The sequence below is a fragment of the Microbacterium sp. AISO3 genome (genome assembly GCF_002204305.1).
GTDB lineage: Bacteria > Actinomycetota > Actinomycetes > Actinomycetales > Microbacteriaceae > Microbacterium > Microbacterium arborescens.
Genome location: NZ_NHRF01000016.1, coordinates 1 through 25,553, shown reverse-complemented (window position 1 = coordinate 25,553; position 25,553 = coordinate 1). Strand labels below are relative to the sequence as shown.

Annotated in this window: 21 protein-coding genes; 20 read left to right on the top strand and 1 reads right to left on the bottom strand. The window is 71.6% G+C overall.

Going from position 1 to position 25,553, the window contains the following annotated elements; genetic code table 11:
- The first annotated feature begins 60 nt into the window (after positions 1-60).
- The 17 genes from CBF90_RS15655 (at position 61) to CBF90_RS15575 (ending at position 20,652) form a co-directional block, all read left to right on the top strand.
- Entirely contained in the window at positions 61-1,308 is a 1,248-nt protein-coding gene (locus tag CBF90_RS15655) for a serine hydrolase (RefSeq protein WP_088381045.1), read from the top strand.
- 296 nt (positions 1,309-1,604) lie between these two features.
- Entirely contained in the window at positions 1,605-3,299 is a 1,695-nt protein-coding gene (locus tag CBF90_RS15650) for an ABC transporter substrate-binding protein (RefSeq protein WP_088381044.1), read from the top strand.
- A gap of 1 nt (position 3,300) precedes the next feature.
- A complete protein-coding gene (locus CBF90_RS15645) occupies positions 3,301-4,275 on the top strand; it encodes an ABC transporter permease (RefSeq protein WP_064955761.1) in 975 nt (324 codons plus the stop codon).
- Positions 4,272-5,270, top strand: a complete 999-nt coding sequence (locus tag CBF90_RS15640; protein WP_023953721.1) for an ABC transporter permease — start codon at positions 4,272-4,274, stop codon at positions 5,268-5,270. Before CBF90_RS15645 ends, CBF90_RS15640 begins: the two co-directional genes overlap by 4 nt.
- A gap of 17 nt (positions 5,271-5,287) precedes the next feature.
- Entirely contained in the window at positions 5,288-6,166 is an 879-nt protein-coding gene (locus CBF90_RS15635) for an ABC transporter ATP-binding protein (RefSeq protein ID WP_088381048.1), read from the top strand.
- Positions 6,163-7,053 carry an ATP-binding cassette domain-containing protein gene (locus CBF90_RS15630; RefSeq protein ID WP_023953725.1) on the top strand — a complete coding sequence of 297 codons (891 nt, stop codon included), beginning with the start codon at positions 6,163-6,165 and terminating at the stop codon, positions 7,051-7,053. Before CBF90_RS15635 ends, CBF90_RS15630 begins: the two co-directional genes overlap by 4 nt.
- Positions 7,050-8,339, top strand: a complete 1,290-nt coding sequence (locus CBF90_RS15625) for an alpha/beta fold hydrolase (protein ID WP_088381043.1) — start codon at positions 7,050-7,052, stop codon at positions 8,337-8,339. The genes CBF90_RS15630 and CBF90_RS15625 overlap by 4 nt, the downstream gene beginning before the upstream one ends.
- Entirely contained in the window at positions 8,336-9,778 is a 1,443-nt protein-coding gene (locus CBF90_RS15620) for an aminopeptidase P family protein (RefSeq protein ID WP_088381042.1), read from the top strand. Before CBF90_RS15625 ends, CBF90_RS15620 begins: the two co-directional genes overlap by 4 nt.
- A complete protein-coding gene (locus CBF90_RS15615) occupies positions 9,745-12,540 on the top strand; it encodes a beta-L-arabinofuranosidase domain-containing protein (protein ID WP_242435701.1) in 2,796 nt (931 codons plus the stop codon). The genes CBF90_RS15620 and CBF90_RS15615 overlap by 34 nt, the downstream gene beginning before the upstream one ends.
- On the top strand, positions 12,537-13,439 hold the full coding sequence (locus CBF90_RS15610; protein ID WP_088381041.1) for a dihydrodipicolinate synthase family protein: 903 nt from the start codon (positions 12,537-12,539) through the stop codon (positions 13,437-13,439). Before CBF90_RS15615 ends, CBF90_RS15610 begins: the two co-directional genes overlap by 4 nt.
- 58 nt (positions 13,440-13,497) lie before the next feature.
- Positions 13,498-14,499, top strand: coding sequence for a proline racemase family protein (locus tag CBF90_RS15605; RefSeq protein ID WP_064955768.1), 1,002 nt, complete (start codon positions 13,498-13,500; stop codon positions 14,497-14,499).
- The gene (locus CBF90_RS15600; RefSeq protein WP_088381040.1) at positions 14,496-15,476 is read left to right on the top strand and encodes an ornithine cyclodeaminase family protein; all 981 of its coding nucleotides are present in this window, start codon (positions 14,496-14,498) and stop codon (positions 15,474-15,476) included. The genes CBF90_RS15605 and CBF90_RS15600 overlap by 4 nt, the downstream gene beginning before the upstream one ends.
- Positions 15,473-16,183, top strand: a complete 711-nt coding sequence (locus tag CBF90_RS15595; RefSeq protein ID WP_023953740.1) for a GntR family transcriptional regulator — start codon at positions 15,473-15,475, stop codon at positions 16,181-16,183. The genes CBF90_RS15600 and CBF90_RS15595 overlap by 4 nt, the downstream gene beginning before the upstream one ends.
- Complete coding sequence (locus tag CBF90_RS15590) at positions 16,180-17,346, top strand: FAD-binding oxidoreductase (protein WP_023953742.1); 1,167 nt, start codon at positions 16,180-16,182, stop codon at positions 17,344-17,346. The genes CBF90_RS15595 and CBF90_RS15590 overlap by 4 nt, the downstream gene beginning before the upstream one ends.
- Positions 17,343-17,666, top strand: a complete 324-nt coding sequence (locus CBF90_RS15585; protein ID WP_023953744.1) for a (2Fe-2S)-binding protein — start codon at positions 17,343-17,345, stop codon at positions 17,664-17,666. Before CBF90_RS15590 ends, CBF90_RS15585 begins: the two co-directional genes overlap by 4 nt.
- On the top strand, positions 17,663-19,162 hold the full coding sequence (locus CBF90_RS15580) for an FAD-dependent oxidoreductase (protein WP_088381039.1): 1,500 nt from the start codon (positions 17,663-17,665) through the stop codon (positions 19,160-19,162). Before CBF90_RS15585 ends, CBF90_RS15580 begins: the two co-directional genes overlap by 4 nt.
- On the top strand, positions 19,159-20,652 hold the full coding sequence (locus tag CBF90_RS15575; protein WP_088381038.1) for an aldehyde dehydrogenase (NADP(+)): 1,494 nt from the start codon (positions 19,159-19,161) through the stop codon (positions 20,650-20,652). Before CBF90_RS15580 ends, CBF90_RS15575 begins: the two co-directional genes overlap by 4 nt.
- Before the next feature lie 189 nt (positions 20,653-20,841).
- On the opposite strand, the gene CBF90_RS15570 is transcribed toward CBF90_RS15575, so the two are convergent.
- A complete protein-coding gene (locus tag CBF90_RS15570) occupies positions 20,842-21,708 on the bottom strand; it encodes a MurR/RpiR family transcriptional regulator (RefSeq protein ID WP_088381037.1) in 867 nt (288 codons plus the stop codon).
- Between the two features lie 126 nt (positions 21,709-21,834).
- Between CBF90_RS15570 and murQ the strand changes: the two genes are divergently transcribed.
- From murQ to CBF90_RS15555, 3 genes are all read left to right on the top strand, one after another.
- A complete protein-coding gene (murQ, locus tag CBF90_RS15565) occupies positions 21,835-22,740 on the top strand; it encodes an N-acetylmuramic acid 6-phosphate etherase (protein WP_197690595.1) in 906 nt (301 codons plus the stop codon).
- Positions 22,741-22,814: 74 nt separating this feature from the next.
- Positions 22,815-24,350 carry a PTS transporter subunit EIIC gene (locus tag CBF90_RS15560; protein ID WP_023953754.1) on the top strand — a complete coding sequence of 512 codons (1,536 nt, stop codon included), beginning with the start codon at positions 22,815-22,817 and terminating at the stop codon, positions 24,348-24,350.
- Between the two features lie 15 nt (positions 24,351-24,365).
- Positions 24,366-25,448 carry a MupG family TIM beta-alpha barrel fold protein gene (locus tag CBF90_RS15555; RefSeq protein WP_088381035.1) on the top strand — a complete coding sequence of 361 codons (1,083 nt, stop codon included), beginning with the start codon at positions 24,366-24,368 and terminating at the stop codon, positions 25,446-25,448.
- Positions 25,449-25,553 lie beyond the last annotated feature (105 nt).

Below are 25,553 nucleotides of genomic sequence, written 5' to 3'. Positions count from 1 at the left end.
CGGGATCCTCAGGAGCGGTGTGATTCACTGGAGGCATACATCTCGGGGGGTGGCTCAGGAATGCGTGCGACTCGACGCCGTCGAAGCGCGGGGATCGCCGTTGCGGTCGCGCTCGCGCTCGGTCTTTCGGCGTGCGCGCCCGCGAGCGTCAGCAGCGTCGCCGTGCCCCCGCAGGCCGACGGTGAGATCGGCGGCGACACGCAGGCGCAGCTCACCGCCGCGGTCGAGCGTGCGATGGCGATGACCGGCTCGGCCGGTGCGATCGCGGGCGTCTGGGTGCCCTGGTCGGGCGAGTGGGTGCAGGGCTTCGGCACCAACCCCGACGGGACCGAGGTCACCGCCGACGACTCCTTCAAGGCCGGACCCGTCACCCGCGCGATGACGTGCGACGTGCTCTACGGCATGGCAGCCGACGGCACGGTCGAGCTCGACGACCCCGTGACGGAGTGGATCGTCGGATTCCCCGCGACCCCGGTCGTCACCCTCGAGCAGCTCTGCGACAGCACGTCCGGCCTCGGTTCGTACCAGCCGCGTCTGCAGGGCCGGTGGGAGGCGAATCCGGCGCGCCCGTGGGCTCCGCACGAGCTCCTCGCCTACGGTCTGGCGGCCTCGGGCCCGACGGGCGGCACCTCCTACGTCGATTCGGATGCCGGGTACGTCCTCCTCGGCATGGCGCTGGAGCGCGCCTCGAGCAGCACCGCCGCGGAACTGTTCCAGCGCTACGTCTTCGAGCCGCTCGGCATGGCAGGCTCATCCCTGCCCTCGCGCACCGCGGACATCGGACTCCACGGCACGCAGTCCGTGCTGACGCCCGAGGGGACGCCCGACTGCGCGACGGCGGCCGACCTCACCGCTCTGTCGCCCTCGGCCGGGTTCACGGCCTCGGGCGTCGTCACGACGGCAGCCGACCTCGGCCGCTATGTCCGCGCGCTCGCGACGGGGCTGCGTCCGTTCGACGACGACCAGCGGTTCGGCTCCCCCATCCCGGTGGGCGAGGGGTCGCCGACCTGGTACACCGTCGACGGCGGCACCTATCAGGCGGGAACCCTCATCGGGCAGTACGGCTCGATCCCGGGCTACCAGACCGTGGCCTTCGCCGACCGCGAGACGGGCCTCACGGTCGTCGCCGTGCTGAACAACTCCCGCGCTTCGGCCGAGGCGATCCGCGTGCTCGGGTGGCAGCTCGCCGCGATCGCGTCGAAGGCTCCCGCCGCCTCGGGCGAGACCGCGCCGCCGGCGGGTCTGCCCTGGACGCCCGAGCAGATGGACGGCGACCTCGCGTCGGTCGCGATCTGCCCGCTTCCCTGACTGGGCTGCGCCGCAGCGCGAGCTTCGGAGAATGTCGCCGACCTCGGAGCGATGACTCGGTAGCAGCCGATATCGCCGTGATTCTCCGAGTCTCGCGCGCCCGGGGCGACGCTCGCTGTGTTTCGCGGATGTGAAGAAACGGCCGGATCGCGTGACGATCGTGTCACGCGGACCTCCCCGCGCTGCAGACCTCGGTAGAACGGATGCAGCGTGATCGTGCAATTGCACATTGCACCGTGATGTTGTTTCATGGACAGCACTCGACGCAATGGAGCAGAGAAAGGGAAGGTCCACCGATGACCACCACCAGGAGATTCGCCGGCATCCTCGCCGCGGGAACGGCCATGGCACTCGCCCTCACGGCGTGCGCCGGTGGCGGCGGTTCGCCGCAGCAGACCGGCACCGACGGAACGCCGCAGACCGGCGGAACCGTCCACATGCTCCAGAACGCCGACTTCTCGTACCTCGACCCCGCCCGTGGCTGGGACGGCGGCGTCAACGCGTTCTACCGTCTGCTCTACCGCGGCCTCACGATGCAGGCCGCGGGCGACTCCGACGACCCGAACGCTATCGTTCCCGACCTCGCGACCGGCCTCGGCGAGGTGTCCGACGACGGACTCACCTGGACCTACACGCTCAAAGACGACCTCTTCTTCGACAACGGCGACCCGATCACCTCCGCCGAGATGGAGTTCGGCATCTCCCGCGCATGGGATCCGCAGATCGGCATCGGCTCGCCCTATCTGAAGTCCGTCATAGACGCGCCCGCCGACTACCAGGGCCCCTACGTCTCGGGGGATCTCCCCACGATCGAGACGCCCGACGCGAAGACGATCGTCTTCCACCTCAAGGCGCCCTTCCCCGAGTTCGACAACGTGCTCGCCCAGCCCAACGCCGTGCCCTTCCCGATCGGTTCCGGCGGCGGCGACGAGTTCATCAACGACGTCATCGCGTCAGGCCCCTACACGCTCGATTCCTACACCCCCGGCAGCACCATCAAGCTCGTGCGCAACGAGCACTGGGAGCCCGAGACCGACGAGGTGCGCAAGGCGTACCCCGACCAGTGGCAGTTCGACATCGGCATCGACGGCGCGACGATCGACGAGCGCATGATCGCCGGGCAAGGCGCCGACCAGAACGCGATCGCGGGCAAGATCGCGGGCGCCACGCTGCCCCGCATCCAGACGCCGCAGCTGCAGGAGCGTGCCATCACCGCTCCGGCGTACTGCACGACCTACATGTCGCTCAACACGTCGAAGCCGCCGTTCGACGACGTCCGCGTGCGCCAGGCGGTGAACTGGGCGCTCGACCGTGCCAGCATCCAGAACGCGTCGGGTGGAAACCAGCTGGCGGATGTCGCGACGACGATCATCCCGCCGGCGGTCAGCGGGCACCTCGACTACGACCTCTACCCCTCCGACGGCAACACCGGCGACGTCGACGAGGCCATGGCGCTGCTCGCGGAGGCCGGGCTCGGCGACGGGTTCGAGTTCACCCTCGACATCCGCTCGAACCCCGTCGCCCAGGCGCAGGCCGAGGCCGTGCAGCAGGGCCTCGAGCGCATCGGTGCGACCGTGAAGCTCAACGTCATCGACACCTCGATCTACTACGAGACCATCGCGACGCCGTCGCAGCAGAACAACGCCGCGATCACCGGGTGGTGCCCCGACTGGGCCTCGAGCGCCAGCACCTTCATCCCGCCGCTGTTCGACGGCGCGGCCATCACCGAGAAGGGCAACCAGAACCTCGCTCAGCTGAACGACCCGGCCGTCAACGAGCGGATCGCCGAGATCCGTGCGATGACCGACGTCGATGCCGCCAACGAGGCCTGGGGCGAGCTCGACCAGCAGATCATGGAGCTCGCGCCCATCGCGCCGATGGTCTTCGAGAACGGCATCTTCCTGCCGGGGTCGAACATCGCCGGCTACATCCCCAACACCAACATGACCGACCTCACGATCGTCGGTCTGAAGGACCCCTCGAAGGGCTGACATGACCTTCAGCTCGGCCCCCCTCGAGGTCGAGGCCACGCCGGGCGGTGATTCCCCTCTCGACGAGTCGGTGGAATCCCGTCCGGCGTCCGGCCGGAAACTCCTCCGAGGCTTCCTCACCGATGTGCCCGCGATGCTATCGCTGGCCTACATCGTGCTCGTTCTGCTCATGGCGGTCTTCGCGCCCCTCATCGTCCAGATCAGCGGCTGGTCTCCGTACCAGTTCGACCAGAGCGCGATCGACCCCAATATGGGCGCGATCCCGATCGGGCCCCTCGGCGGCATCAGCGCCGAGCACTGGTTCGGGGTCGAGCCCGGCAACGGCCGCGATATCTTCGCCCGGATCGTCTACGGCGCCCAGGTCTCGATGACGGTCGCGCTGTCGGCCACCCTCTTGACCACGGTGCTCGGAGTCGTCCTCGGGATGCTGGCCGGATACCTCGGCGGCTGGGTCGACACGGTCATCTCGCGGGTCATGGAGTTCCTCATGGCCTTCCCCGCGCTCATCTTCATGATCGCGATTCTGTCGGCGCTGCCGGCGGACAACCGCGTGCTGCTGCTCGTCGTCGTGATCTCACTGTTCGGGTGGCCCTACCTCGCCCGCATCGTGCGCTCGCAGACGCTGTCGCTCAAAGAGCGCGAGTTCGTCGAGTCGGCTCGCGCCTCGGGTGCCTCGAGCGTGCAGATCATCTTCCGCGAGATCCTGCCGAACCTCTCCTCGACCATCATCGTGATGGCGACCCTCGCGGTGCCGGGATACGTCGGCACCGAGGCGGGGCTGTCGTTCCTCGGTGTCGGGGTCGTCCCGCCCACGCCGAGCTGGGGCCAGATGATCGCCTCGGCGGCGCCCTGGTATGCGGTCGACCCGATGTACTTCCTCATCCCGGGCGCCTTCCTCTTCCTCCTGGTGCTCTCGTTCACGACCCTGGGCGACCGCATCCGCGCGCTCGTCGGCAGCGCGGAGGTGCGCGCGTGACCCGCTTCGTCCTCTCGCGCGCGACCGGCATGGTCGTGGTGCTGTTCCTCGTGACGCTCTTCACGTTCGTGATCTTCTTCGTGCTCTCGCCCGACCCGGCGGTGCAGATCTGCGGCAAGAACTGCACGCCCGAGCGCATCGACCAGATCCGTGCGAACCTCGGGCTCGACCAGCCCTTCCTCACGCAGTTCTTCACGTACCTCTCGGGTCTGTTCGTCGGCCGCGAGTACGAGATCGCGGGCGCGACGGTCGCATGCGGCGCCCCGTGCCTCGGGTACTCGTTCCAGACCGGGCAGCTCGTGGGCGACATGATCGTGCAGCGCCTGCCCATCTCGGCGACGATCGCGATCGGGGCGGCGGTGCTCTGGCTCGTCGGCGGCGTCGTCGGGGGCGTCCTCAGCGCCGTGCGCGAGGGGAAGTTCACCGACCGGTTCGTGGCCGGGCTGACCCTCGGGTCGATGTCGATCCCGAACTACGTCCTGGCCCTGGCCCTGCAGTTCGTCCTGGTCGTCTCGCTCGGATGGCTGCCGTTCCCGCAGGCGGTGCCGTTCGCCGATGATCCGGTGCAGTGGTTCCTGAACTTCCTCATGCCGTGGATCGTGCTCGCGGTCGGATACGCCGCCGTCTATACGCGGCTCACGCGGGCGAACGTGATCGACACCCTGCAGGAGAACTTCGTGCGGACGGCGCACGCGAAGGGGCTGCGGCCGAGCCTCGTGTGGCGCCGCCACGCGCTGCGCCCGGCGCTGACCCCCATCGTGACGATCTTCGGGATGGACGTCGCCGGTCTCCTCGGCGGCGCGGTGATCACCGAGACCGTGTTCGGCATCAACGGCGTGGGCAAGCTCACCGCCGACTCGATCTCGTCGAACGACCAGCCGGTCATCATGGCGGTGACGCTGCTCTCGGCGTTCTTCGTCATCGTCGGCAACCTCGTCGTCGACCTGCTCTACGCGGCGATCGATCCTCGCGTGCGGACGGCGGCCAAAGCATGAGCGGCGAAAGGATGCCGATGACGGACGACCTCCTGCGCGTCGATGACCTGACGGTGCAGTTCCGTACCGCCGGCGGCTCCGCCCGCGTCGTCGACGGCCTGAGCTTCGCGGTTCCGCGCGGCGGGGCGCTCGGGATCGTCGGCGAGTCGGGCTCGGGCAAATCGATGACGAGCCTCGCGATCATGGGGCTGCTGCCCCGGGGCGGCAGCGCCACGGGCTCGGTCACCTTCGACGGACGGGATCTGCTGACCCTCCCCGGCCGGGAGATGCGGCAGGTTCGCGGCGACCGGATCGCGATGATCTTCCAAGACCCCCTCTCGTCGCTCAATCCGTACTACACCGTCGGTACGCAGATCGCCGAGGCGTACCGGTCGCACCGGTCGGGCGTCTCGCGCCGTGAGGCCCGGCGGGTCGCGATCGAGGCGATGGAGCGGGTGCACATCAGGGATGCCGCGAAGCGCGTCGACCACTACCCGCACCAGTTCTCGGGCGGAATGCGTCAGCGCATCATGATCGCGATGGCGCTCAGCATGGAGCCCGAGCTGATCATCGCCGATGAGCCGACCACGGCCCTCGACGTGACGGTGCAGGCGCAGATCCTCGATCTGCTCGCCGAGATCCGCCGCGATACGGGCGCCGGCCTCATCCTCATCACGCACGACCTCGCGGTCGTCAGCGAGGTGACCGAGCAGATCGTCGTCATGCGAGCCGGTCGCATGGTCGAGCGGGGCAGCGTCGAAGGGGTCTTCAGCGACCCGCAGGAGGAGTACACGCGGCGACTGCTCGACGCCGTTCCCCGCATCGACGACGCGATCGGCGAGCTGCGCACGACCGATATCGCGATCGTGCCGGACAGCGAGATCACGCCGGACGACGGAATCGAGGAGACGGCATGACCGACCAGACCGCGCCGCTGTGCCGTGCAACGGGCCTCGTGAAGGAGTTCGCGAGCCCGGGTGCGACGATGTTCTCGCGCAGCAGCCGCTTCCGCGCCGTCGACGGCGTCGACCTCGACATCCGGCGCGGCGAGACTCTCGCCCTCGTCGGCGAATCGGGTTCGGGAAAGTCGACCGCCGCGCGGCTGATCGCCCGTCTCATGGACGCCACGGCGGGGACGATCGAGTTCGAGGGGCGGGATGTCACGCACCTGCAGGGGCGCGACCTCCTCGCTTTCCGCAGCGACGTCCAGGTGATCTTCCAGGACCCGTACTCGTCGCTCAACCCCAAGCACACCGTCGAGCGACTCGTGACGGCACCGCTGCGGTATCAGAATCGGAAGATCCCGGGCGGGGCGCGCGCGTTCACGCGGTCGCTCATGGACCGGGTGGGGCTCAACCCCGACCATTCCGACCGGTATCCGGCGCAGTTCTCGGGAGGTCAGGCACAGCGCATCGGCATCGCCCGGGCGCTCGCGGTCGGACCGAAGATGGTCATCTGCGACGAGGCGGTGTCGGCGCTCGACGTCTCGGTGCAGGCGCAGGTGATCAACCTGCTGACCGCGCTGCAGCGCGACGAGGGCTTCGCGTACCTCTTCATCGCGCACGACCTCGCTGTCGTCCGCCAGATCGCGACCCGCATCGCCGTGATGAGCCGCGGTTCCATCGTGGAGACGGGGGAGCGCGACCGCGTCTTTGAGAGCCCTCAGCACGAGTACACCCGTACGCTGCTGGCGGCGGTGCCCCGCATCAACCCCGAGTGGGACCGCCGCCGGCGCGCCGCCGAGAAGGCTCGCCGTGCCCGCGCAGCAGCCGCGGCATCCGACACCCAGACGGAGGCGTCATGACGACCGAATACCACCTGCCCGGCATCCGCGTCGCGGAGCGTCGCATCGAGGTCCCGCTCGACTGGAGCGCCGGTACAGCAGCGGCCGGGACGATCGAGCTGCTCGTGCGCGAGCTCGTCGATCCCGACCGGGCGCGCGATGAGCTGCCGCTGCTCGCGTTCCTGCAGGGCGGCCCGGGTGGTTCGAACCCACGGCCGCTGCGTCGCGAGGGCTGGATCGACGAGGCCCTGCGCGATTATCGCGTGGTGCTCGTCGACCAGCGCGGCACCGGGGGCAGCACGCCCCTCGAAGCCGTCGACGTGGCCGGGCTCGACGCCGCGGCCGGCGCGGACCTGCTGTCCCTCCACCGCGCCGACTCGATCGTCCGCGACCTCGAGCACGTCCGCGAGACGCTCTACGGCGGGCGGCGGTGGGCGACACTCGGGCAGAGCTACGGCGGCTTCCTCACGCTCACCTACCTGTCGACGGCGCCCGAGGCGCTGACCGCCTGCTACGTCTGCGGCGGCATCCCCGGCACCCCGCCGCGGGCCGCCGAGGTCTACGCGCGCACCTTCGACCGGGTCGCGGCGAAGACGGCGGAGCTGTACCGGCGATTCCCCGAGGATGCCGAGGCGATCGCGCGCATCGCCGACCGGCTCGCCGAAGGCGACGTGACCCTCCCCGACGGCGACGTGCTGACCGTGCGCCGCTTCCAGTCGCTCGGGATCGACCTCGGGATGAAGCCCGGCCACGAGCGCCTGCACTGGCTCGTCGAGAAGGCGTTCGCCCGGCCCGGGCGGCTGTCGGAGGCGTTCCTCGCCGACGTGCAGTCGCTCAGCTCCAGCGCCGGCAACCCGCTGTTCTGGACCCTGCAGGAATCGATCTACGGCGACCCGAGCAGCGGGCCGACCGCGTGGGCGGCGCAGGCCGAGCGCGACCGTCGTCCCGAGTTCGACGAGGACCGGCGGCCCTTGCTGTTCACGGGCGAGATGGCCTTCCCCTGGATGTTCGACGAGGTGCGTCTGCTTCGCGGGTTCCGGGAGGCCGTCCATGCGCTGGCCGCCCGCGACTCCTGGACGCCGTTGTACGACCTCGACCGGCTCGCCGCGAACGACGTGCCGCTGGCGGCGGCGGTGTACTTCGACGACATGTACGTCGATGCGGGGCTGCAGCTCGAGACGCTGTCGCGCATCGGCAACGCCCAGTCGTGGGTGACGAACGAGTTCGAGCACGACGGCATCGGCTCGGGTCGCACGTTCACGCGACTGCGCGAGCTGGTCCGAGACCGCGGAGGAGAGAAGCGATGACCGCCCCCGACACCCCCCGTCCGCCCTACGCCGGCACGCGGTACCCGCGGCTCGCGCAGGTGCCGGCGTTCACCGAGTTCGTCTCGCGCGACTGGGCCGACGTGCCGACCCGCCCACAGCTGCCCGCGGGCGCCCCGGCCGCGGCATCCGATCATCGCGACCGCCTGAGCGCCGCGCTTCCCGGGCGGGTGATCGTCGCGGCCGCCGGTCACGCGCCCGTCCGCAACGACGACGCCCACTACGGCTTCCGCGCCGACAGCGGCTTCGTCTGGCTGACGGCGTGCCAGGTCGAGGGGGCCGTGGTCGTGCTGTGGCCCACAGCCGGCCGTCATGACGCCGTGCTGTACCTGCCGCCGCCGTTCCGCCCCGGTGACGCCGGCTTCTTCTCGGATGCGAACCACGGCGAACTCTGGGTCGGCCCCTCGGCCGGTCTGCCCGAGTGGTCCGACGCGCTGGACATGACCGTCGAGCCGCTCGCCGCGCTCGACCGGCGCCACGGCGAGCTGCGGGGTGCCGTCGCCGCGCGCTCTGCAGCCGCGCTCGCCGCCGAGGTGGGGGCCGAGGTGTCGGTCGAGCTCGAACGCGCGCTCGCCCGCCTGCGAATGGTGAAGGACGCGTGGGAGATCGGCCAGCTCCGCGAGGCCGTCGACGCGACGGTCGCCGGATTCGGCGCGGTCGTGGCCGAGGTGCCGCGGGCGATCGCCGACGGCCTCGGCGAGCGGTGGCTGCAGGGGACGTTCGACCGCCACGCACGCACGTTCGGGAACGGACCGGGCTACTCCACGATCGTCGGGTCGGGCGCGCACGCGCCCATCCTGCACTGGGTGCGGTGCGACGGCGAGGTCGTTCCGGATGCCGCGCTGCTGCTCGACATGGGCGTCGAGGCCCGGTCGCTCTACACCGCCGATGTGACCCGCACGGTTCCCGCGAGCGGAACGTTCTCGCAGACCCAGCGCGCGGTGCACGATCTCGTCGAGAAGGCGCACCGTGCGGGACTCGACCGCATCCGGCCGGGCGTGGCGTATCTCGACTTCCACTTCGCCGCGATGGAGGTCGTCGCGCAGGGGCTGCACGACTGGGGGCTGCTGCCGGTCTCGGTCGACGAGGCACTGTCACCCGAGGGGCAGCAGCACCGCCGATACCTCGCCTGCGGGATCGGCCATCACCTCGGGCTCGACGTGCACGACTGCAGTCAGGCGCACTACGAGGACTACATGGGTGCGGCGCTCGAGCCGGGCGTCGTCATGACCGTCGAGCCCGGTCTGTACTTCCACGCCCACGACCTGACCCTCCCGCCCGAGTTGCGCGGCATCGGCGTGCGCCTCGAAGACGATGTGCTCGTCACCGACGCGGGCTCGGAGGTGCTGTCGGCGGCCCTGCCGATCTCCGCCGCCGAGGTCGAGGCGTGGACGCGCGCGCAGTGGGCGGACGAGCGATGACGGATGCCGCACCCCGCGCGCTGCCGTTCGCGCTGCCGTTCCCCTACGGGGCGGTGCGACTGAAGCCGACGAGCGCGTTCGCCCCCGCCCATGACCGGATGCTGCGCCTCGCCCGGGTCTACCCGATCGACCGGCTCCTCGCGGTCTTCCGCGCCGGCGCCGGGCTCGACACCCGCGGGGCGGTGCCGCCGGGCGCGTGGGAGGGCTTCGGTCATCCGGCGGAGGAGTCGTGGGGCGAGCACGACTATCCCGGTCGTGAGGTCGCGCAGACGGCGAATCTGCTGCGCGGACACTACACGGGCCATTTCCTCTCGATGCTCGCGCTGGCTGCTGCGGGCGAGGACGACGACGAGCTGCGATCGCGCGTGGACGAGCTCGTGGGCGGGCTCGCCGAGGTGCAGCAGGCGCTCGCCGCCACCGGACGGTACTCGCACCCGGGCCTTCTCTTCGCCTCGGGCGAGTGGCAGTTCGCGCGGCTCGAGCATCTCGCGCCCTACGGCGAGATCTGGGCGCCGTATTACACATGCCACAAGCTCATGGCGGGCCTGCTCGACGCCTACGAGCTCGCCGGCAACGAGCAGGCCCTCGAGGTCGTCACGGGTATGGCGCACTGGATCGCGGGCCGCCTCGAGAAGCTCGACCACGACCACCGCCAGCGCATGTGGTCGCTCTACATCGCGGGCGAGTTCGGCGGCATGAACGAGACGCTCGCGCGGCTCAGCGCCGTCGCCGGCGAGCCGCGCTTCCTCGCGGCGGCGCGAGCGTTCGATCAGGCAGACCTGCTCGACGCGGCATCGTCGGGGCGCGACATCCTCGACGGCATGCACGCCAACCAGCACCTGCCTCAGCTCGTCGGTTACGTGCGCGAGTACGAGCTCACCCGCGAGCGCCGCTACCTCGCCGCCGCGATCGGGGTGTTCGACCAGATCGTCCCGGGACGCATGTACGCGCACGGCGGCACCGGCGAGAACGAGCTGTGGGGCCCGCCGCGCACGGTCGCGGGCGACATCGGCCGGCGCAACGCCGAGACCTGCGCGACCTACAACCTCGTCAAGCTCGCCGAGGCGCTGTTCGGTCATACGCTCCAGCCCCGCTTCCTCGATTACGCGGAGCGGGCGCGGCAGAACCAGATTCTCGGCTCGCGGCGCGCGGTCGACTCCGACGACAGCCCCGAGGTGACGTACATGTTCCCGGTGCACGCCGGTGCGCTGCCCGAGTACGACAACGTCGGCACGTGCTGCGGCGGGACCGGGCTCGAGAACCACGTCAGTCATCAGGCCGGGATCTTCTTCCGCGAGACCGGCGCGAAGCCCGCGCTGTGGGTCGCCCGCTACACGCCCGCCGAGCTGCGCTGGGATGAGCGAGGGATCCGCGTCGACATCGACCAGGAGCATCCCTTCGCAGACCGCGTCACGCTCCGAGTGCGGACGACCCAGGCCCGCCCGGTGCGGTTGACGATCCACCTGCGCATCCCCGAGTGGGTGGCCGGTGGCGCCGAGGTCGCCGTCGACGGACGCCGGTTGGAGCTCGACGCGCGCCCGGGCGGTTCCGTCACGATCGACCGTGCTTGGCAGGGCGACGAGAGCATCGAGCTGGCGCTTCCCGCTGCGCTCCGCTCCGAGCCGACGATCGACGACCCGGAACTGCGCAGCCTGCGCTACGGGCCGCACGTGCTCGTCGCGCGCGACGAGTCGACGACGACGATCGAACGATCATGGAACACGCAGCGGATGCCGGGAGGTGCGACCCGTGCCGACGTCGACGATGTCTCGGCGGCGCTCGCGGCGACCGGCGCGGTTTCGATCGCCGGGCTTCGCCACGAACCGGTCTGGAACGGCTCCGACGAGCGGTACCACCTGTATTCGCGAGGCGCAGACCGGACGATCGGGTTCGCCGGCGTCGAGACGGGGGTGCCCGCACGGCGGCGCGCCGACGGCACCACACTGGTCGACGACCTGTGGGTCGAGCCCGCGCCGCAGGACGACGCCGAGCTGCTCGACCGGCTCGTCGCGGTGTGCCGCAGCGGCATGGCGGACTCGCTCGTGAGCGCGTCGGAAGCACGGGCCGTCATCGGCGCCGGGCTCGACGCCGGCCTCGGGATCGGCGCCGAGTCGGCCGTGACCGTGGATGCCGCGCGTCGCGCGCGGGACGTCGTCGGGGCGTTCAGCACGACCCCGGATGCCGCCATGCCGCCGACCGTCGACATCGGGGTCTCACCCGCGCCGGCGGCGTCGGGGTGGTTCACCGTCCCTCCCGCCGTCGAGGTGCGGGCCACCGGCGTGGCCGGCGACCGGCTGCGTCTCGAGCTGCGCATCGACGACGGCGCCTGGCGCACGGCCGACGGCCCCGTCATCGTCGATCGCGAGGGCCTCGTGCGGCTCGAGGCGCGCGCGATCGACGGGGACGGGCGGTCGAGTACCGTGCGGCGCGAACTCGCGATCGACACCCAGCCCCCGCAGAGCGAGGCGCGGGTGAAACAGCTCGGCGCCGCCGTCGAGATCACGCTCGTCGCCACCGACGACGTCTCCGGTGTCGACGGCATCCGCTGGGCGGGGGAGGGGACCTTCTGGGCGACGTTCCAGGAAGCCTTCGTCCGCGCACTCACGGATCGCGAGCAGGTGATCGAGTTCGCCGCGACGGATCGGGCAGGCAACGAAGAGGCGCGTCACCGACTCACTCTTCCGCCCGCCCCGGAATTGGATACCATTGCAATTGCACTGACACCGGCGCCTGACATCGCCAGATCGGAGAACGACTCATGACCGACCGCAAGCCCTGGCACGGCGTCAACCTCGCGACCACGCTGCCGTTCCGCGATGACCTGTCCGTCGACTACGACGCCTACGCCGAGCTCGTGCGCTTCACGACGCAGAACGGCGTGACCGGCATCATCCCCAACGGCTCGCTCGGCGAGTATCAGACGCTCACCGAGGAGGAGCGCAAGCGTGTCTTCCTCACCGCCGTCGAGGCCGCGCCCGGCGCCGCCGTCATCCCGGGCGTCGGAGCCTACGGCGCTCTCGAGAGCGTGCGCTTCGCCGAGCACGCCGCCGAGAACGGCGCTCCGGCCGTCATGCTGCTGCCGCCGAACGCCTACCGGGCGAGCGACGACGAGGTCGTCGACCACTATCGCCGGGTCGCTGCGGTCGGCCTGCCGATCCTCGCGTACAACAACCCCATCGACACGAAGGTCGACCTGCGTCCCGACCTGCTCGCGCGGCTGTTCGCCGAGGGGCTCATCGTCTCGGTCAAGGAGTTCTCGGGCGACGTCCGTCACGCCTACGAGATCCGCGAGCTCGCGCCGGGCCTCGACATCTCGATCGGATCCGACGACGTCGTGTTCGAGCTCGGCCTCAACGGCGCCGTCGGCTGGGTCGCCGGCTACCCCAACGCCATCCCCGCGTCGACGGTCGAGCTCTACACGCTCTCGACCTCCGACGACCCGCAGGACTGGGTGCGGGCGCGCGAGATCTACCGCGACCTGCACCCGCTGCTGCGCTGGGACTCCAAGACCTGGTTCGTCCAGGCGATCAAGCTCTCGCAGCAGGTCGCGGGCGTGCTCACGAGCACGACGACCCGTCCGCCGCGCCTCGCCCTGCCCGACGAGGTGGCCGCGCGTATCATCGCCGACACCGAGGCCGTGCTGAGCAAGGGCTACCGCTGACCCGCGGCAACCGTCCCCGCTGAACCCGCCCCGCCGCCGACGACCGAAAGGCTCCTTCATGCGCACGAAGCGCGTCTTCCACGCCGTGGACTCCCACACCGAGGGGATGCCCACCCGTGTCATCGTCGGCGGCGTCGGCACCCTGCCCGGGGCCACGATGGAGGAGCGACGGCAGCGGTTCATGGCCGAGAACGACGGGCTGCGACGCCTGCTCATGAACGAGCCGCGGGGTCACAGCGCGATGAGCGGGGCGATCCTGCAGCCTCCGACTCGGCCGGATGCCGATGTCGGCGTGCTCTACATCGAGGTGTCGGGATGCCTGCCGATGTGCGGCCACGGCACGATCGGGGTCGCCACCGTGCTGGTCGAGACCGGCATGGTGCCCGTCGTCGAGCCGGTCACGACGATCCGGCTCGACACCCCCGCGGGGCTCGTCGTCGCCGAGGTGGAGGTGTCGGACGGTCACGCCGATCGCGTGACCATCCGCAACGTGCCCTCGTTCGTCGTCGGGCTCGGCCGCTCGGTCGAGGTTCCGGGGTTCGGGCGGGTGCCCTACGACCTGGCGTTCGGCGGCAACTTCTACGCGATCGTCCGGCTCGACGACCTCGGGCTGCCGTTCGAGCGTGCCCGCAAGGACGACCTGCTGCGCGCCGGGCTGGCGATCATGGCCGCCGTCGACGAGGCCGACAGCCCCGTGCATCCGGTCGACGGCACCATCCGCGGCTGCCATCACGTCTATCTCGAAGCGCCCGGGTCGACCGCTCGGCACTCGCGGCACGCGATGGCCATCCATCCCGGCTGGTTCGACCGGTCGCCGTGCGGCACCGGCACGAGCGCGCGCATGGCGCAGCTCCACGCCCGGGGCGAGCTCGCGCTGCACACCGACTTCGTCAACGAGTCGTACATCGGCACCGCGTTCACGGGCCGCCTCGTCGAGCAGACCGAGGTCGCCGGCATCCCCGCGGTGATCCCGACGATCACGGGCCGTGCGTGGGTCACCGGCACGGCGCAGTACATGCTCGACCCGAGCGACCCGTTCCCCGAGGGGTTCGTCCTGTGAGCGCAGCGTCGGCGGGTATCCCCGTCGTCTCGGCGGCCGACATCGAGCGCGCGATGACCCCGCCCGCGGCCGTCGAGGCGATCGACGCGGCGCTGCGATCCGGACTCGACGTCGAGGCCGACCACGAGCGCATCTTCGCGCCGCTGTCGGCGGGCGACTTCCTGCTGATGCCGTCGGAGTCACCGGATGCCGTCGGCATCAAGGTGGCCACGATCGCGCCCGGGAACACGCGGCTCGGGCTGCCGAAGATCAGCGCCTGGTATCTGGTGTTCGATCGCGCGACCCTGCAGCCCGCGGCGATCGTCGACGGCACGCGACTGACGACGCTGCGGACGCCGGCGGTCACCGCGGTCGCCGTCCGCGGCCTGCTCGCCGCCGACCCACGCGGCGCCCGGCGGCGGATCGACCATCTCGCGGTGCTCGGCTCGGGCCCGCAGGCGGTCGAGCACGCGACGACGCTCGCGGCGATCCTGCCGGTCGGCGAGGTGACGATCGTCGGGCGCACGCCCGAGCGGGTCGAGGACGCCGTGGCGATCCTCCGCGACCGCGGTATCGACGCGCGGACGGCGACGCTCGCGGCTGCTCGGGACGCGGATGTCGTCGTCACGGCGACGTCGTCGAGCACGCCCGTCCTCGACCTGGACGACATCGCCCCGGGCGCCGTCGTCGCCGCCGTCGGGGCTCACGGGCTCGATCACCGTGAGCTCGGGTCCGATCTGGTTCGGGCGGCCGACATCGTCGTCGAAGCCCGCGCCTCGGCCGTGCGGGAGAGCGGCAACCTCGCGGGCGCAACGCGCGGCGGCGAGCCTCTCGCCGAGCCCGCGAACCTCGTCGAGCTCGTCTCGGGCCGCCTGTCACGCCGCCCCGGCGCGCCCGCCGTCTACACCGGCGTCGGCATGGCCTGGGAAGACCTCGCCGTCGTGCAGGGGATCATGGAGGTCATGCGGCGGGGGTCCGCATCGGAGGAGACGACATGAGCACGCCCGAGTTCCGCAACGTGGTCCGGCTGGACAAGCAGCCCAGCATCCGTTCGACGGTCACGCGCGCGCTTCGCGCCGCCGTCATCAGCGGCGAGCTGCAGCCCGGACGGGTCTACTCCGCGCCGAGCCTGGGCGAGCAGTTCGGCGTCTCGGCCACGCCCATCCGCGAGGCGATGCTCGACCTCGCCCGCGAGGGGCTCGTCGTCACGATCCCCAACCGCGGGTTCCAGATCACGGAGGTCTCCGAGCGCGACCTCCGCGAGGTCACCGAGCTGCGCCTGATGCTCGAGCCGCCCGCCGTCGAGCGTGCCACCCCGCTCATCCCGGCGTCGGCGCTGCCGGACCTCCGGCGCAAGGCCGCCGACATCGTCGCGGGCGCACAGTCGGGCGACCTGGTCGAATACCTCGCCGCCGACAGCGACTTCCACCTCGCGCTGCTGCAGTACGCCGGCAACGCCCGGCTCGTCGACCTCGTCGCGGGGCTGCGCTCGCAGACGCGATTGTTCGGACTGGCGAACCTCCACGAGCAGGGGCGCCTCGTCGCGTCGGCCCACGAGCACGACCTCATGCTCGATGCGATCGAGGCGGGCGACGCCACGGGCGCCCGTGACCTCGTCCACCGCCACATCGAGCACGTGCTCACCGACTGGTCGGGCGAGGCCCCCGCACGCTCGGATGCCGCGGACGGCGGTGTCGGCACGTGACGGATCGCCCCGGGCGCCCCGACGTCCTCATCATCGGTGCGGGCATCGTCGGCGCCGCGGTCGCCCGAGCGGCGGCCGAGGCCGGGTTCTCGGTGACCGTCGTCGAGCGAGGGACCATCGCTGCCGGCACGACGAGCCGGTGCGAGGGCAACCTCCTGGTCTCCGACAAGGAGGTCGGGCCCGAGCTCGAACTCGCGCTCCACTCGCAGCGCATCTGGCGCGGCGAACTGGCCGAACACGCGTCCAGGTGGGAGTTCGAGGCCAAGGGCGGGCTCGTCGTCGCGGCGAGCGAGGGCGGCAAGGCGGCCCTCGACGCGCTCGCCGAGCACCAGCGCTCGCTCGGCATCCGGGCCGACGACGTGCCCGACATCGCGGCGCTGCACGACATCGAGCCATACCTCAACCCCGCGATGGCCGGCGGGGTGTACTACCCCGACGACGCTCAGGTTCAGCCCGTCCTCGCCGCGCACCATCTGCTGCGGCTCGCCCGCGACCGCGGAGCCCGGCTGCTGACGGGTGTGACGGTCACCGGCATCCGCACCCGCGCCGGTCGCGCTATCGGCATCGACTCCTCGGCGGGCGCGATGGACGCGGGCGTCGTCGTCAACTGCGCCGGGCCGTGGGCGGGCGAGATCGCCGCGCTCGCCGGGCTCGAGCTGCCCGTCCTGCCGCGGCGCGGCTTCGTGCTGGTGACCGAGCCTGTGCCGGTGACGGTGCGGCACAAGGTGTACGCGGCCGAGTACGTGCAGAACGTCGCGTCGTCGGACGCGGGGCTCCAGGTCTCGTCGGTCGTCGAGGGAACGCCCAGCGGCACGATCCTCATGGGCGCGAGCCGCGAGCGCGTCGGCTTCGACACGTCGTTCTCGGCCGAGGCAGTCGGACGCGTCGCGCGCGCGGGCGCCGAGCTGTTCCCGGTACTCGCCGACGTGCAGATCCTCCGGACGTACTCGGGCTTCCGGCCGTACTGCCCCGATCATCTGCCGGTCATCGGCCCCGACGCCCGGCTTCCGGGGCTCTGGCATGCCGCGGGACACGAGGGCGCGGGCATCGGACTCTCCGTCGGCACGGCCGCCCTCATCGTGCAGGCGCTTCGCGGCGAGCCCACCGACCTGCCGCTCGACGCCTTCCGGCCCGAACGCTTCGCCGAGCGGGTTGCGGCATGAGCGCGGAGATCGCGGGCGACGACACCTTCCGCTTCGACGGTGCACCGGTGCCGTTCCTTCCCGGCCAGACCGTGGGCGGTGCACTCGCGGCATCCGGCGTCGTGTCGTGGCGGGCCTCGCGAGCAAGCGGTGAGCCGCGCGGGCTCTTCTGCGGGATCGGTGTCTGCTACGACTGCCTGCTGAGCGTCGACGGGCAGCGCTCGCAGCGCGCCTGCGTCACTCCCGCACGTCCCGGCCAGGACGTCCGAAGCGACGACCCGGACGCACCCCTCGCGCTTCCCGCGCCGTCGTCAGCCGCGCCGGAAGGGGCTGGATCGTGAGCGTCGAGAGTCGTGCCGACCTCGCCGTCGTCGGGGCGGGCCCCGCCGGTCTCTCGGCCGCCGTCACGGCTGCCGAGGCCGGGCTGCGGGTCGTCCTCGTCGATGCGGGCACGCAGACGGGCGGCCAGTACTGGCGGCATCCCGACGAACGGCATCTCGACGCCTTCGCCGATCCCGAGCACGCGGGGCACCACCACTGGGAGCACTATCGCGGGCTGCGCGATCGGCTGCGGCGTCAGGTCGAGGCTGGAGGTGTCGTCCACAGCGCCGGTCGGCAGGTGTGGCGGATCGACCGCGCGGCGGGCGCCGGGTTCCTGCTGCGGACGACCGCCGTGACCGGGGCGGATGCCGCGGCGCCGGTCGATCGCGCGATCCGCGCCGGGCGTGTGGTGCTCGCGCCCGGCGCCTACGACCGTCAGCTGCCCGTGCCGGGCTGGACGCTGCCCGGCGTCATGGCCGCCGGCGGCGTGCAGGCGATGCTGAAGGCGAACCAGGTCGCGGCCGGCCGTCGCGCCGTCGTCGCCGGAACCGGGCCGTTCCTCCTCTCGGTCGCCGCGGGACTCGCGCGGGCGGGAGTCGAGGTCGTCGCTGTCTGCGAGGCGAACGCGCTGTCGCGCTGGGCCGCGACCCCGCTGCGCGCGCTGCAGGAGCCGGGCAAGCTCATCGAGGGCGTCGGCTACGCGACGACCTTCGTCCGTGGCCGCATCCCGCTGCGCACCCGCACCGTCGTGACGTCCGTCACGGGGGAGGGGCGCGTGACGGGCGCGACCATCGCCCGGGTGGATGCCGCGGGGCGCGTGCGTCCGGGAACCGAGCGCACCCTCGACGTCGACCTCGTCGCCTTCGGCTGGGGCTTCACCCCGCAGATCGAGCTCGTGGTCGGTGCCGGGGCCGAGACCCGCATCGACGTCGACGGGTCGCTCGTCGCGGTCGTCGACGGCGACCAGCGCACGAGCGTGCCCGGTCTCTACGCCGCCGGCGAAGCGACCGGCATCGGCGGCGCGGTGCAGTCGTGCGCCGAGGGCGAGTTGGCAGCCCTCGCCGCGGCCGTCGACGCGGGGCTGCCGGTTGCGGCGGCCCCGGCGCGGCGCTTGCGACGGCGGATCGCCCGCGGCCGGAGCTTCGCCGTCGCGATGCACCGGGCGAGCCCCGTGCCCGAGCAATGGGCGACGTGGCTCCGCGACGACACCCTCGTGTGCCGGTGCGAGGAGGTGCCGCTTTCGGCCGTCCGCGACACGGTGACCGACCTCGCCGCCGGCGACGCGCGGGATGTGCGCGTGACCGCGCGCCCCGGCATGGGGATGTGCCAGGGGCGGGTGTGCGGCTTCGCACTCTCGTGCCTCGTCGAACGGGAAACGGGGCGACCCCGCCAGGCGGCCGACGTCGAGCCCCTCGTCCGTCGACCGATCGGCACACCCCTCCGCGTCGCAGATCTCGCCGACCTCGCCGACCTCCCCGACCCCGCAGACCTCTCTCCTCGGAAGGAACGCTCATGACCACCGCCGCCTCCCCCGCCACGGCGACGCCCGTCGCCGACACCCCGATCGCCGAGGTCGACGCGTTCGTCGTGATCGCCGCCGACGCGTCATCCGCCTGGCGTGCCGCCCCGATCGCCGTCCGGGGCGAGGCCCTGCGCGCGGTGGCCGAGGGCCTGGATGCGCGTGCCGACGACCTCGTGCTTCTCGCCGGCCGCGAGACGCATCTCGCCGAGGCGCGGCTGCGGGGTGAACTGAAGCGCACGACATTCCAGCTGCGCCTGTTCGCCGATGTGCTCGCCGAGGGGTCCTGGCTCGATGCACGCATCGATCACGCGGTCGCCGACTATCCGATGGGGGCGCCGCGCCCCGACATCCGCCGTCAGCTCGAGGGCATCGGCACGGTGCTCGTCTTCGCCGCGAGCAACTTCCCGTTCGCGTTCTCCGTCGCCGGCGGCGACACCGCCAGCGCGCTCGCGGCGGGGAACGCCGTGGTGCTCAAGGCTCACCCGGGGCACCCGCACCTGTCTGAGCTCACCGGCGAGATCGTCACGGCCGCCCTCGCGGCGGCGGGCGCGCCGGCGGGCATCTTCACGGTCATCCACGGGACGGATGCCGGGGTGCACGCGCTGCGGCATCCTGAGGTCCGTGCCGCCGCGTTCACCGGCTCGATCGCCGGCGGCCGGGCACTGTTCGACATCGCGATGTCGCGGCCCGAGCCGATCCCGTTCTACGGCGAGCTCGGCAGCGTGAACCCCGCATTCGTCACGCGCGGTGCCGCCGCGGGGCGCAGCGCGGAGATCGCCGAGCAGTTCGTCGCCTCGGTCACCGGCAGCGCGGGGCAGCTGTGCACGAAGCCCGGGCTGCTGCTTGTTCCGGCGGGGTCGGGCGTCGTCGACGCCCTCGCCTCGACCGTGCTGCCGGAGCCCGCGCCGCTGCTCAACGACTCGATCGCCTCGGGCTTCCGCCGCGCGCTGGATGGCGCCGCGGGGCATGACGGGGTCGACGTGCTCGCCGGGACGCCCTCGTCGGACGGTGACGCGCCGCCCGCGCCGGCGCTGCTGCGGACGACCGCCGCCGCGGTGATCGCCGACCCCGACGCACTCGTATCGGAGATGTTCGGGCCGGCGGCTCTCGTCGCCGAGTACGACGACGACGCCCAGCTCGTGGCGGTCGCGAAGCTGCTCGAGGGTCAGCTGACCGCGACGATCGTCGCCGAGGAGGGCGATGCGGTGGCGGCCGAGCTGCTGCCGGTGCTCGCGACGAAAGCCGGACGGGTGCTGTGGAACCAGTGGCCGACCGGCGTCTCCGTGACGTGGGCGCAGCAGCACGGGGGGCCGTACCCCGCGACGACAGCGGTCGGCACGACGTCGGTCGGAACCGCCGCGATCACCCGCTTCCTGCGGCCGGTCGCGTACCAGAACGTGCCCGACGCGCTGCTGCCCGCCGCGTTGCAGGAGGCCAACCCCCTGGGCATCCCCCGTCGCGTCGACGGCATCCTGCAGCCCTGACCCCGGCCCCGCCGGGCGCGCCCTGTCGACTCGCCACGAACTGCGGATCCCGCACCCCTTGGACCCGCCTTTCGTGGCGACTCGACGGGATGGGCCCCGTCTGGCCCGGCCAACCCATACGTCGACTCGCCACGAACTGCGGATGCCGGCACGCCCGGACCCGCGCTTTCTGGCGAGTCGACGGGCAGGTCACCTCAGGTGCTGGGTGTTGACGGCGGCGCGGGTGGCGCTGAGCGCCGCGTCGAGGTCGGGGTAGCGCAGCTGCGCTACCCGGATGAAGACGAAGTCGGCGACCGCGAGCTGCGCCATCCGGCTCGCGAGCGCGGCGGCGCGCAGGGTCGCCTCCCGTGCCGGGGTGCGCAGGGTAGCGGATGCCGCGGCCGCGAGGGGCGACTCGGTGTCGTTGGTGATCGCGACCGTGAACGCTCCCGCGTCGGAGGCGATCTCGACGGCTCGGAGCACGTCGATCGTGCCGCCGCTGAACGAGAACGCGATCGCGGTGGTGCGCGCGTCGGCGAGGGCTGCGTGCACGAGCTGCACGTGCGTGTCGTGCGAGCTCAGGCACATGATCCCGATGCGCTGCAGCTTCTGCGCGAGGTCGGCAGCGGCGAGGCCCGACGCGCCGACGCCGAAGGTGACGACGCGATCGCTGTCGGCGATCGCCCGGGCGATACGCTCGAGGGCCTCGAGATCGAGCATCCGGCCGGTCTGCTCGATCGTGCGCGCCTCGTGGAACGCGACCTTCGCGACCATCTCGGCGGGCGAGTCGGAGGGGTTGAGCTCGCCCTCGGCGATGTTCGAGCGCTCGAGCTCGATCGCTCGCCGCGAGACCTCCTGTGCGAGCTCGACGCGGAACGACGGGTAGCCCGCGAATCCGAGGCTCTTCGCGAAGCGCACGACCGACGCCTGCGACACCGACGCGCGCTCGGCGAGGCTGGTGACGGTCGCGGTCACCGCGAAAGACGGATCGTCGAGCACCGCGCGAGCCACCTGCACCTCAGCCGGGCGCAGGCGGGGGATGATCGCGCGGGTCGCTTCGAGGACGTCGCCGTCCATGTGCCTCCTCGGGAAGTCGGTTCAGTCTTCCACAGATCTTGACAAAAGATGCCGCAAAGAGCACCCTGTGTGAAACAACGTGCCACGCACCCATCGGCGTGCGCAGCATCCCGACGAGGAGCACCCGTGACCACCCCGCACCCGACCCCCGCCACCGAGACGCCCAACCCGCTCACCGGCGAGCTCGACGCGATGTCCATCGACGAGATCCTCCGCGTCATGAATGACGAGGATGCCGGCGTGGCCGGCGCAGTCTCCGCGGCCATCCCCGAGATCGCCCGAGCCGTCGACCTCGCTGTCGCCGCACTCTCGGCCGGAGGACGCCTCGTCTACCAGGGGGCCGGCACGAGCGGCCGCCTCGGGGTCCTCGACGCGGCCGAGTGCCCGCCCACCTTCGGCACCGACCCCGCGCAGGTCGTCGGCCTGCTCGCCGGCGGTCACGAGGCGATGTTCCGCGCGATCGAGGGAGCGGAGGACTCCCGCGAGCTCGGCGCCGACGACCTCTCCGGCATCGGACTCACCGAGCGGGACGTCGTCGTGGGCATCGCGGCATCCGGTCGCACGCCCTACGTCATCGGCGGACTCGACGAGGCCCGCCGGATCGGCGCCGCGACGGTGGCGATCTCGTGCAGCCCGAACGCCGAGATCAGCGCCCACGCCGACGTCGCGATCGAGATCGACAACGGTCCCGAAGTGCTGACCGGCTCGACCCGGCTCAAGGCCGGCACGAGCCAGAAGCTCGTGCTCAACATGATCTCGACGGCAACTATGGTGCGTCTCGGCAAGGTCTACGGCAACCTCATGGTCGACGTGCGCCCGAGCAACGAGAAGCTCGTCGCCCGTGCCGTCCGGATCGTGCAGGCCGCGACCGACTGCGACACGGCGACCGCGCGCCGCGCGCTCGACGAGGCTGACGGTCACGCCAAGACCGCGATCGTCGCGATCCTCTGCGACGTCGACGCGGCCACCGCCCGCGAGCGGCTGAGTGCGGGCGCGGGCTTCGTCCGCGAGGCCGTGCGCGCACGCGGCTGACCCGCCGCCGCAAGCCGAACCAGCCCCGAACCCAGCACCCAACACCCGAACCCCGTCCGCCGGAAGGAATCACCGTGGATTACCCCGAACTCAGCGAGGAGATCCTGCCGCTCGTCGGCGGCTCGCAGAACATCGCCTCGTACACGAACTGCATGACGCGGCTGCGACTGAATCTGCACGACCCGTCGAAAGCGGATGTCGCGGCGCTGCGGCGCCTGGACGGCGTCATGGGAGTCGTCGACGGTCCGCAGCTGCAGGTCGTCGTCGGTCCCGGACACGCACAGCGCCTGCGCGACGCCTTCGCCGAGGTCGTCGATGCTCCGGCCGAGGCTCCCGTCGACGACCCCGAGGACGAGGTCGCCGACATCGCGGCGGCCGCGGCGGGGAGCCGTGCCGCGGGAGCGCGGGCATCCGGCGGCGGCGAGCCCGTCGACGCGGCGACCGACCTGCGCACGCTGCAGCAGCAGAACACGCAGAAGGTGAAGTCGCGGCACACCTCGCGGGTGCACGGGCTGTTCCGTCACATCGCGAACATCTTCGTGCCCATCATCCCGGGGTTCATCGCCTGCGGACTCGTCGTGGCGATCGGAAACATCTGGAAGCTCATCGACCCGAGTGTCACCGCCAACCCGTGGTTCCTGGTGTTCGCCGCCCTCGGCACGATCGTCGTCACCTCGCTCAACCTCATCGTGGGTCTGAACACGGCGAAGGAGTTCGGCGGCACCCCGGTGCTCGGACTCATCGCCGGTGCGATCTCGTACCTCCCCGCGCTCGCCGGCATCGCCGCGACGACGGCCGCCGACGGCACGGTCACCCCCGCTCAGCCGCTCGTCCTTCCGCTGTTCGGCGAGCTCAAGCCCGCGCTCGGCGGCATCATCGGCGTCATGGTCACGGCGTGGCTGTTCACGGTCATCGAGAAGTGGATCCGCAAGCGCGTTCCCGCCTGGGCCGACCTCTTCGTCGTGCCGGTCGTGACGCTTCTCATCGGCGCCGTCATCTGCATCTTCGTGATCATGCCGATCTCGGGCCTGCTCATGCAGGGCATCAACTGGCTGCTCATCGACTTCGCCCTCGAGCGCGGCGGCGTCGTCGGCGGATACCTGCTGTCGTCGCTGTTTCTGCCCCTGGTCATGCTCGGCATCCACCAGGGTCTGACTCCGATCCACGCGCAGCTCATCACCGATCACGGCTTCACGGAGCTGCTGCCGGTTCTGGCGATGGCCGGGGCGGGCGAGGTCGGCATGGCGATCGCGATCTTCCTCAAGACCAAGAGCACCCGGCTGAAGAACATCATCCGCGCGGCGCTGCCGATCGGTGTGCTCGGGGTCGGCGAACCCCTCATCTACGGCGTCTCGCTCCCGCTGTTCTACCCCCTCATCACGGCGTGCCTCGGCGGTGGTTTCGGCGGTGCGTTCGTCGCCTTCGGCATCCAGGCCACGGGAGGATTCGGCGCCGGTGCGCTCGGCCTCTCGGGCGTGCTCATGACCGCCGTCATCACGAACGGCGCGTGGCTCTGGTACGTCGGCGGTCTCGTGATCTCGTACATCATGGGCTTCGTGCTGACCTGGTTCTTCGGGTTCAAGGAGCACATGGTCGAGCGGCTCGGCTGAGACGGGAGCGCCCCGATGCTGTTCTCGATCTACCCCACGGATGCCGCCGAGACGCGGCGGGCCGTCATCGATCAGGTGCTCGCGACGGCGCCGACGACCTCTGCGGCGCGCGCCGCGTCCGTCGACTCCGGTGACGAGCGGATGCTGTTCACCTCGCTGCACATGGTCGACACGGGCGAGCTCGATGCGTTCGGCGACGTGCTGCGCGCGGCGCACGACGACGACGGACTGACCTTCTGCGCCGACGTCTCGCCCGTCGCGCTCGACCACGTCGTGGCCGGCGAAGAGGGGTGGGGCTGGCTCGCGCGCCGCGGCATCACGATGCTGCGACTCGACTACGGCTTCGACGCGCATGAGATCGGCCGGATCGCCGAGGCCTCGGGGTGCCGCATCGCCGTCAACGCGAGCACCGTCGACGCGGCGTTCCTCGACGAGCTGGCGGGGCTGCCCGTCGCCGGGTGGCACAACTTCTACCCGCGCCCCGAGACCGGACTCACGACGTCGTTCCTCGTGGCGCAGTCGCGGCTGTTCCTCGACCGGGGGATGCCCGTGTTCGCGTTCATCCCCGGCGAGCGCGAGCTGCGTGCACCGCTGCACCTCGGTCTGCCGACGCTCGAGGAGCAGCGGCACCGCAACGCCTGGCGCTCGTACCTCCAGCTGCGGCGGCTCGTTCCCGAGGCGGTCGTCGTCTGCGCCGAGGGCGCGGTGGCCGACGACCACGCGGCCTGGATCGCGGAGTTCGAGGCGACGGGCACGGTGACGCTGCCGGTGGTGGGGCTCGATGCCGCGGCATCCGTGCTGGTGGAGCGGCCCTGGCGGTTGCGGGTCGAGGAGGCGGCGGCATCCTTCCGGCTGGACGAGACGCGCGGCGGCATCCGTCCTTCGCGCATCCGCAACGCCGATGCGCGCGAGCGCGGCAGCCTGCAGGCCGACCTCGACGTCTACGGGCGGTACCGGGGCGAGGTGCACCTGATGCGCGTCGATCGCCCGCTCGACGCGGGCCAGGCTCGCATCGGCGAGGTCGCGGCGCCCTACCGAGGCATCATCGACGACCTGCGCCCCGGCCAGCTCCTCCGCCTGCTCCCCTTCCCCGCCTGACCCCCGCCTCGACCCGTCGAGGCGCCACGAAATGCGGATGCGGTCGGCCCCGGACCCGCTGTTTCTGGCGACTCGACGGGGCTAGAGGGGGGTGGGGGCTTACGC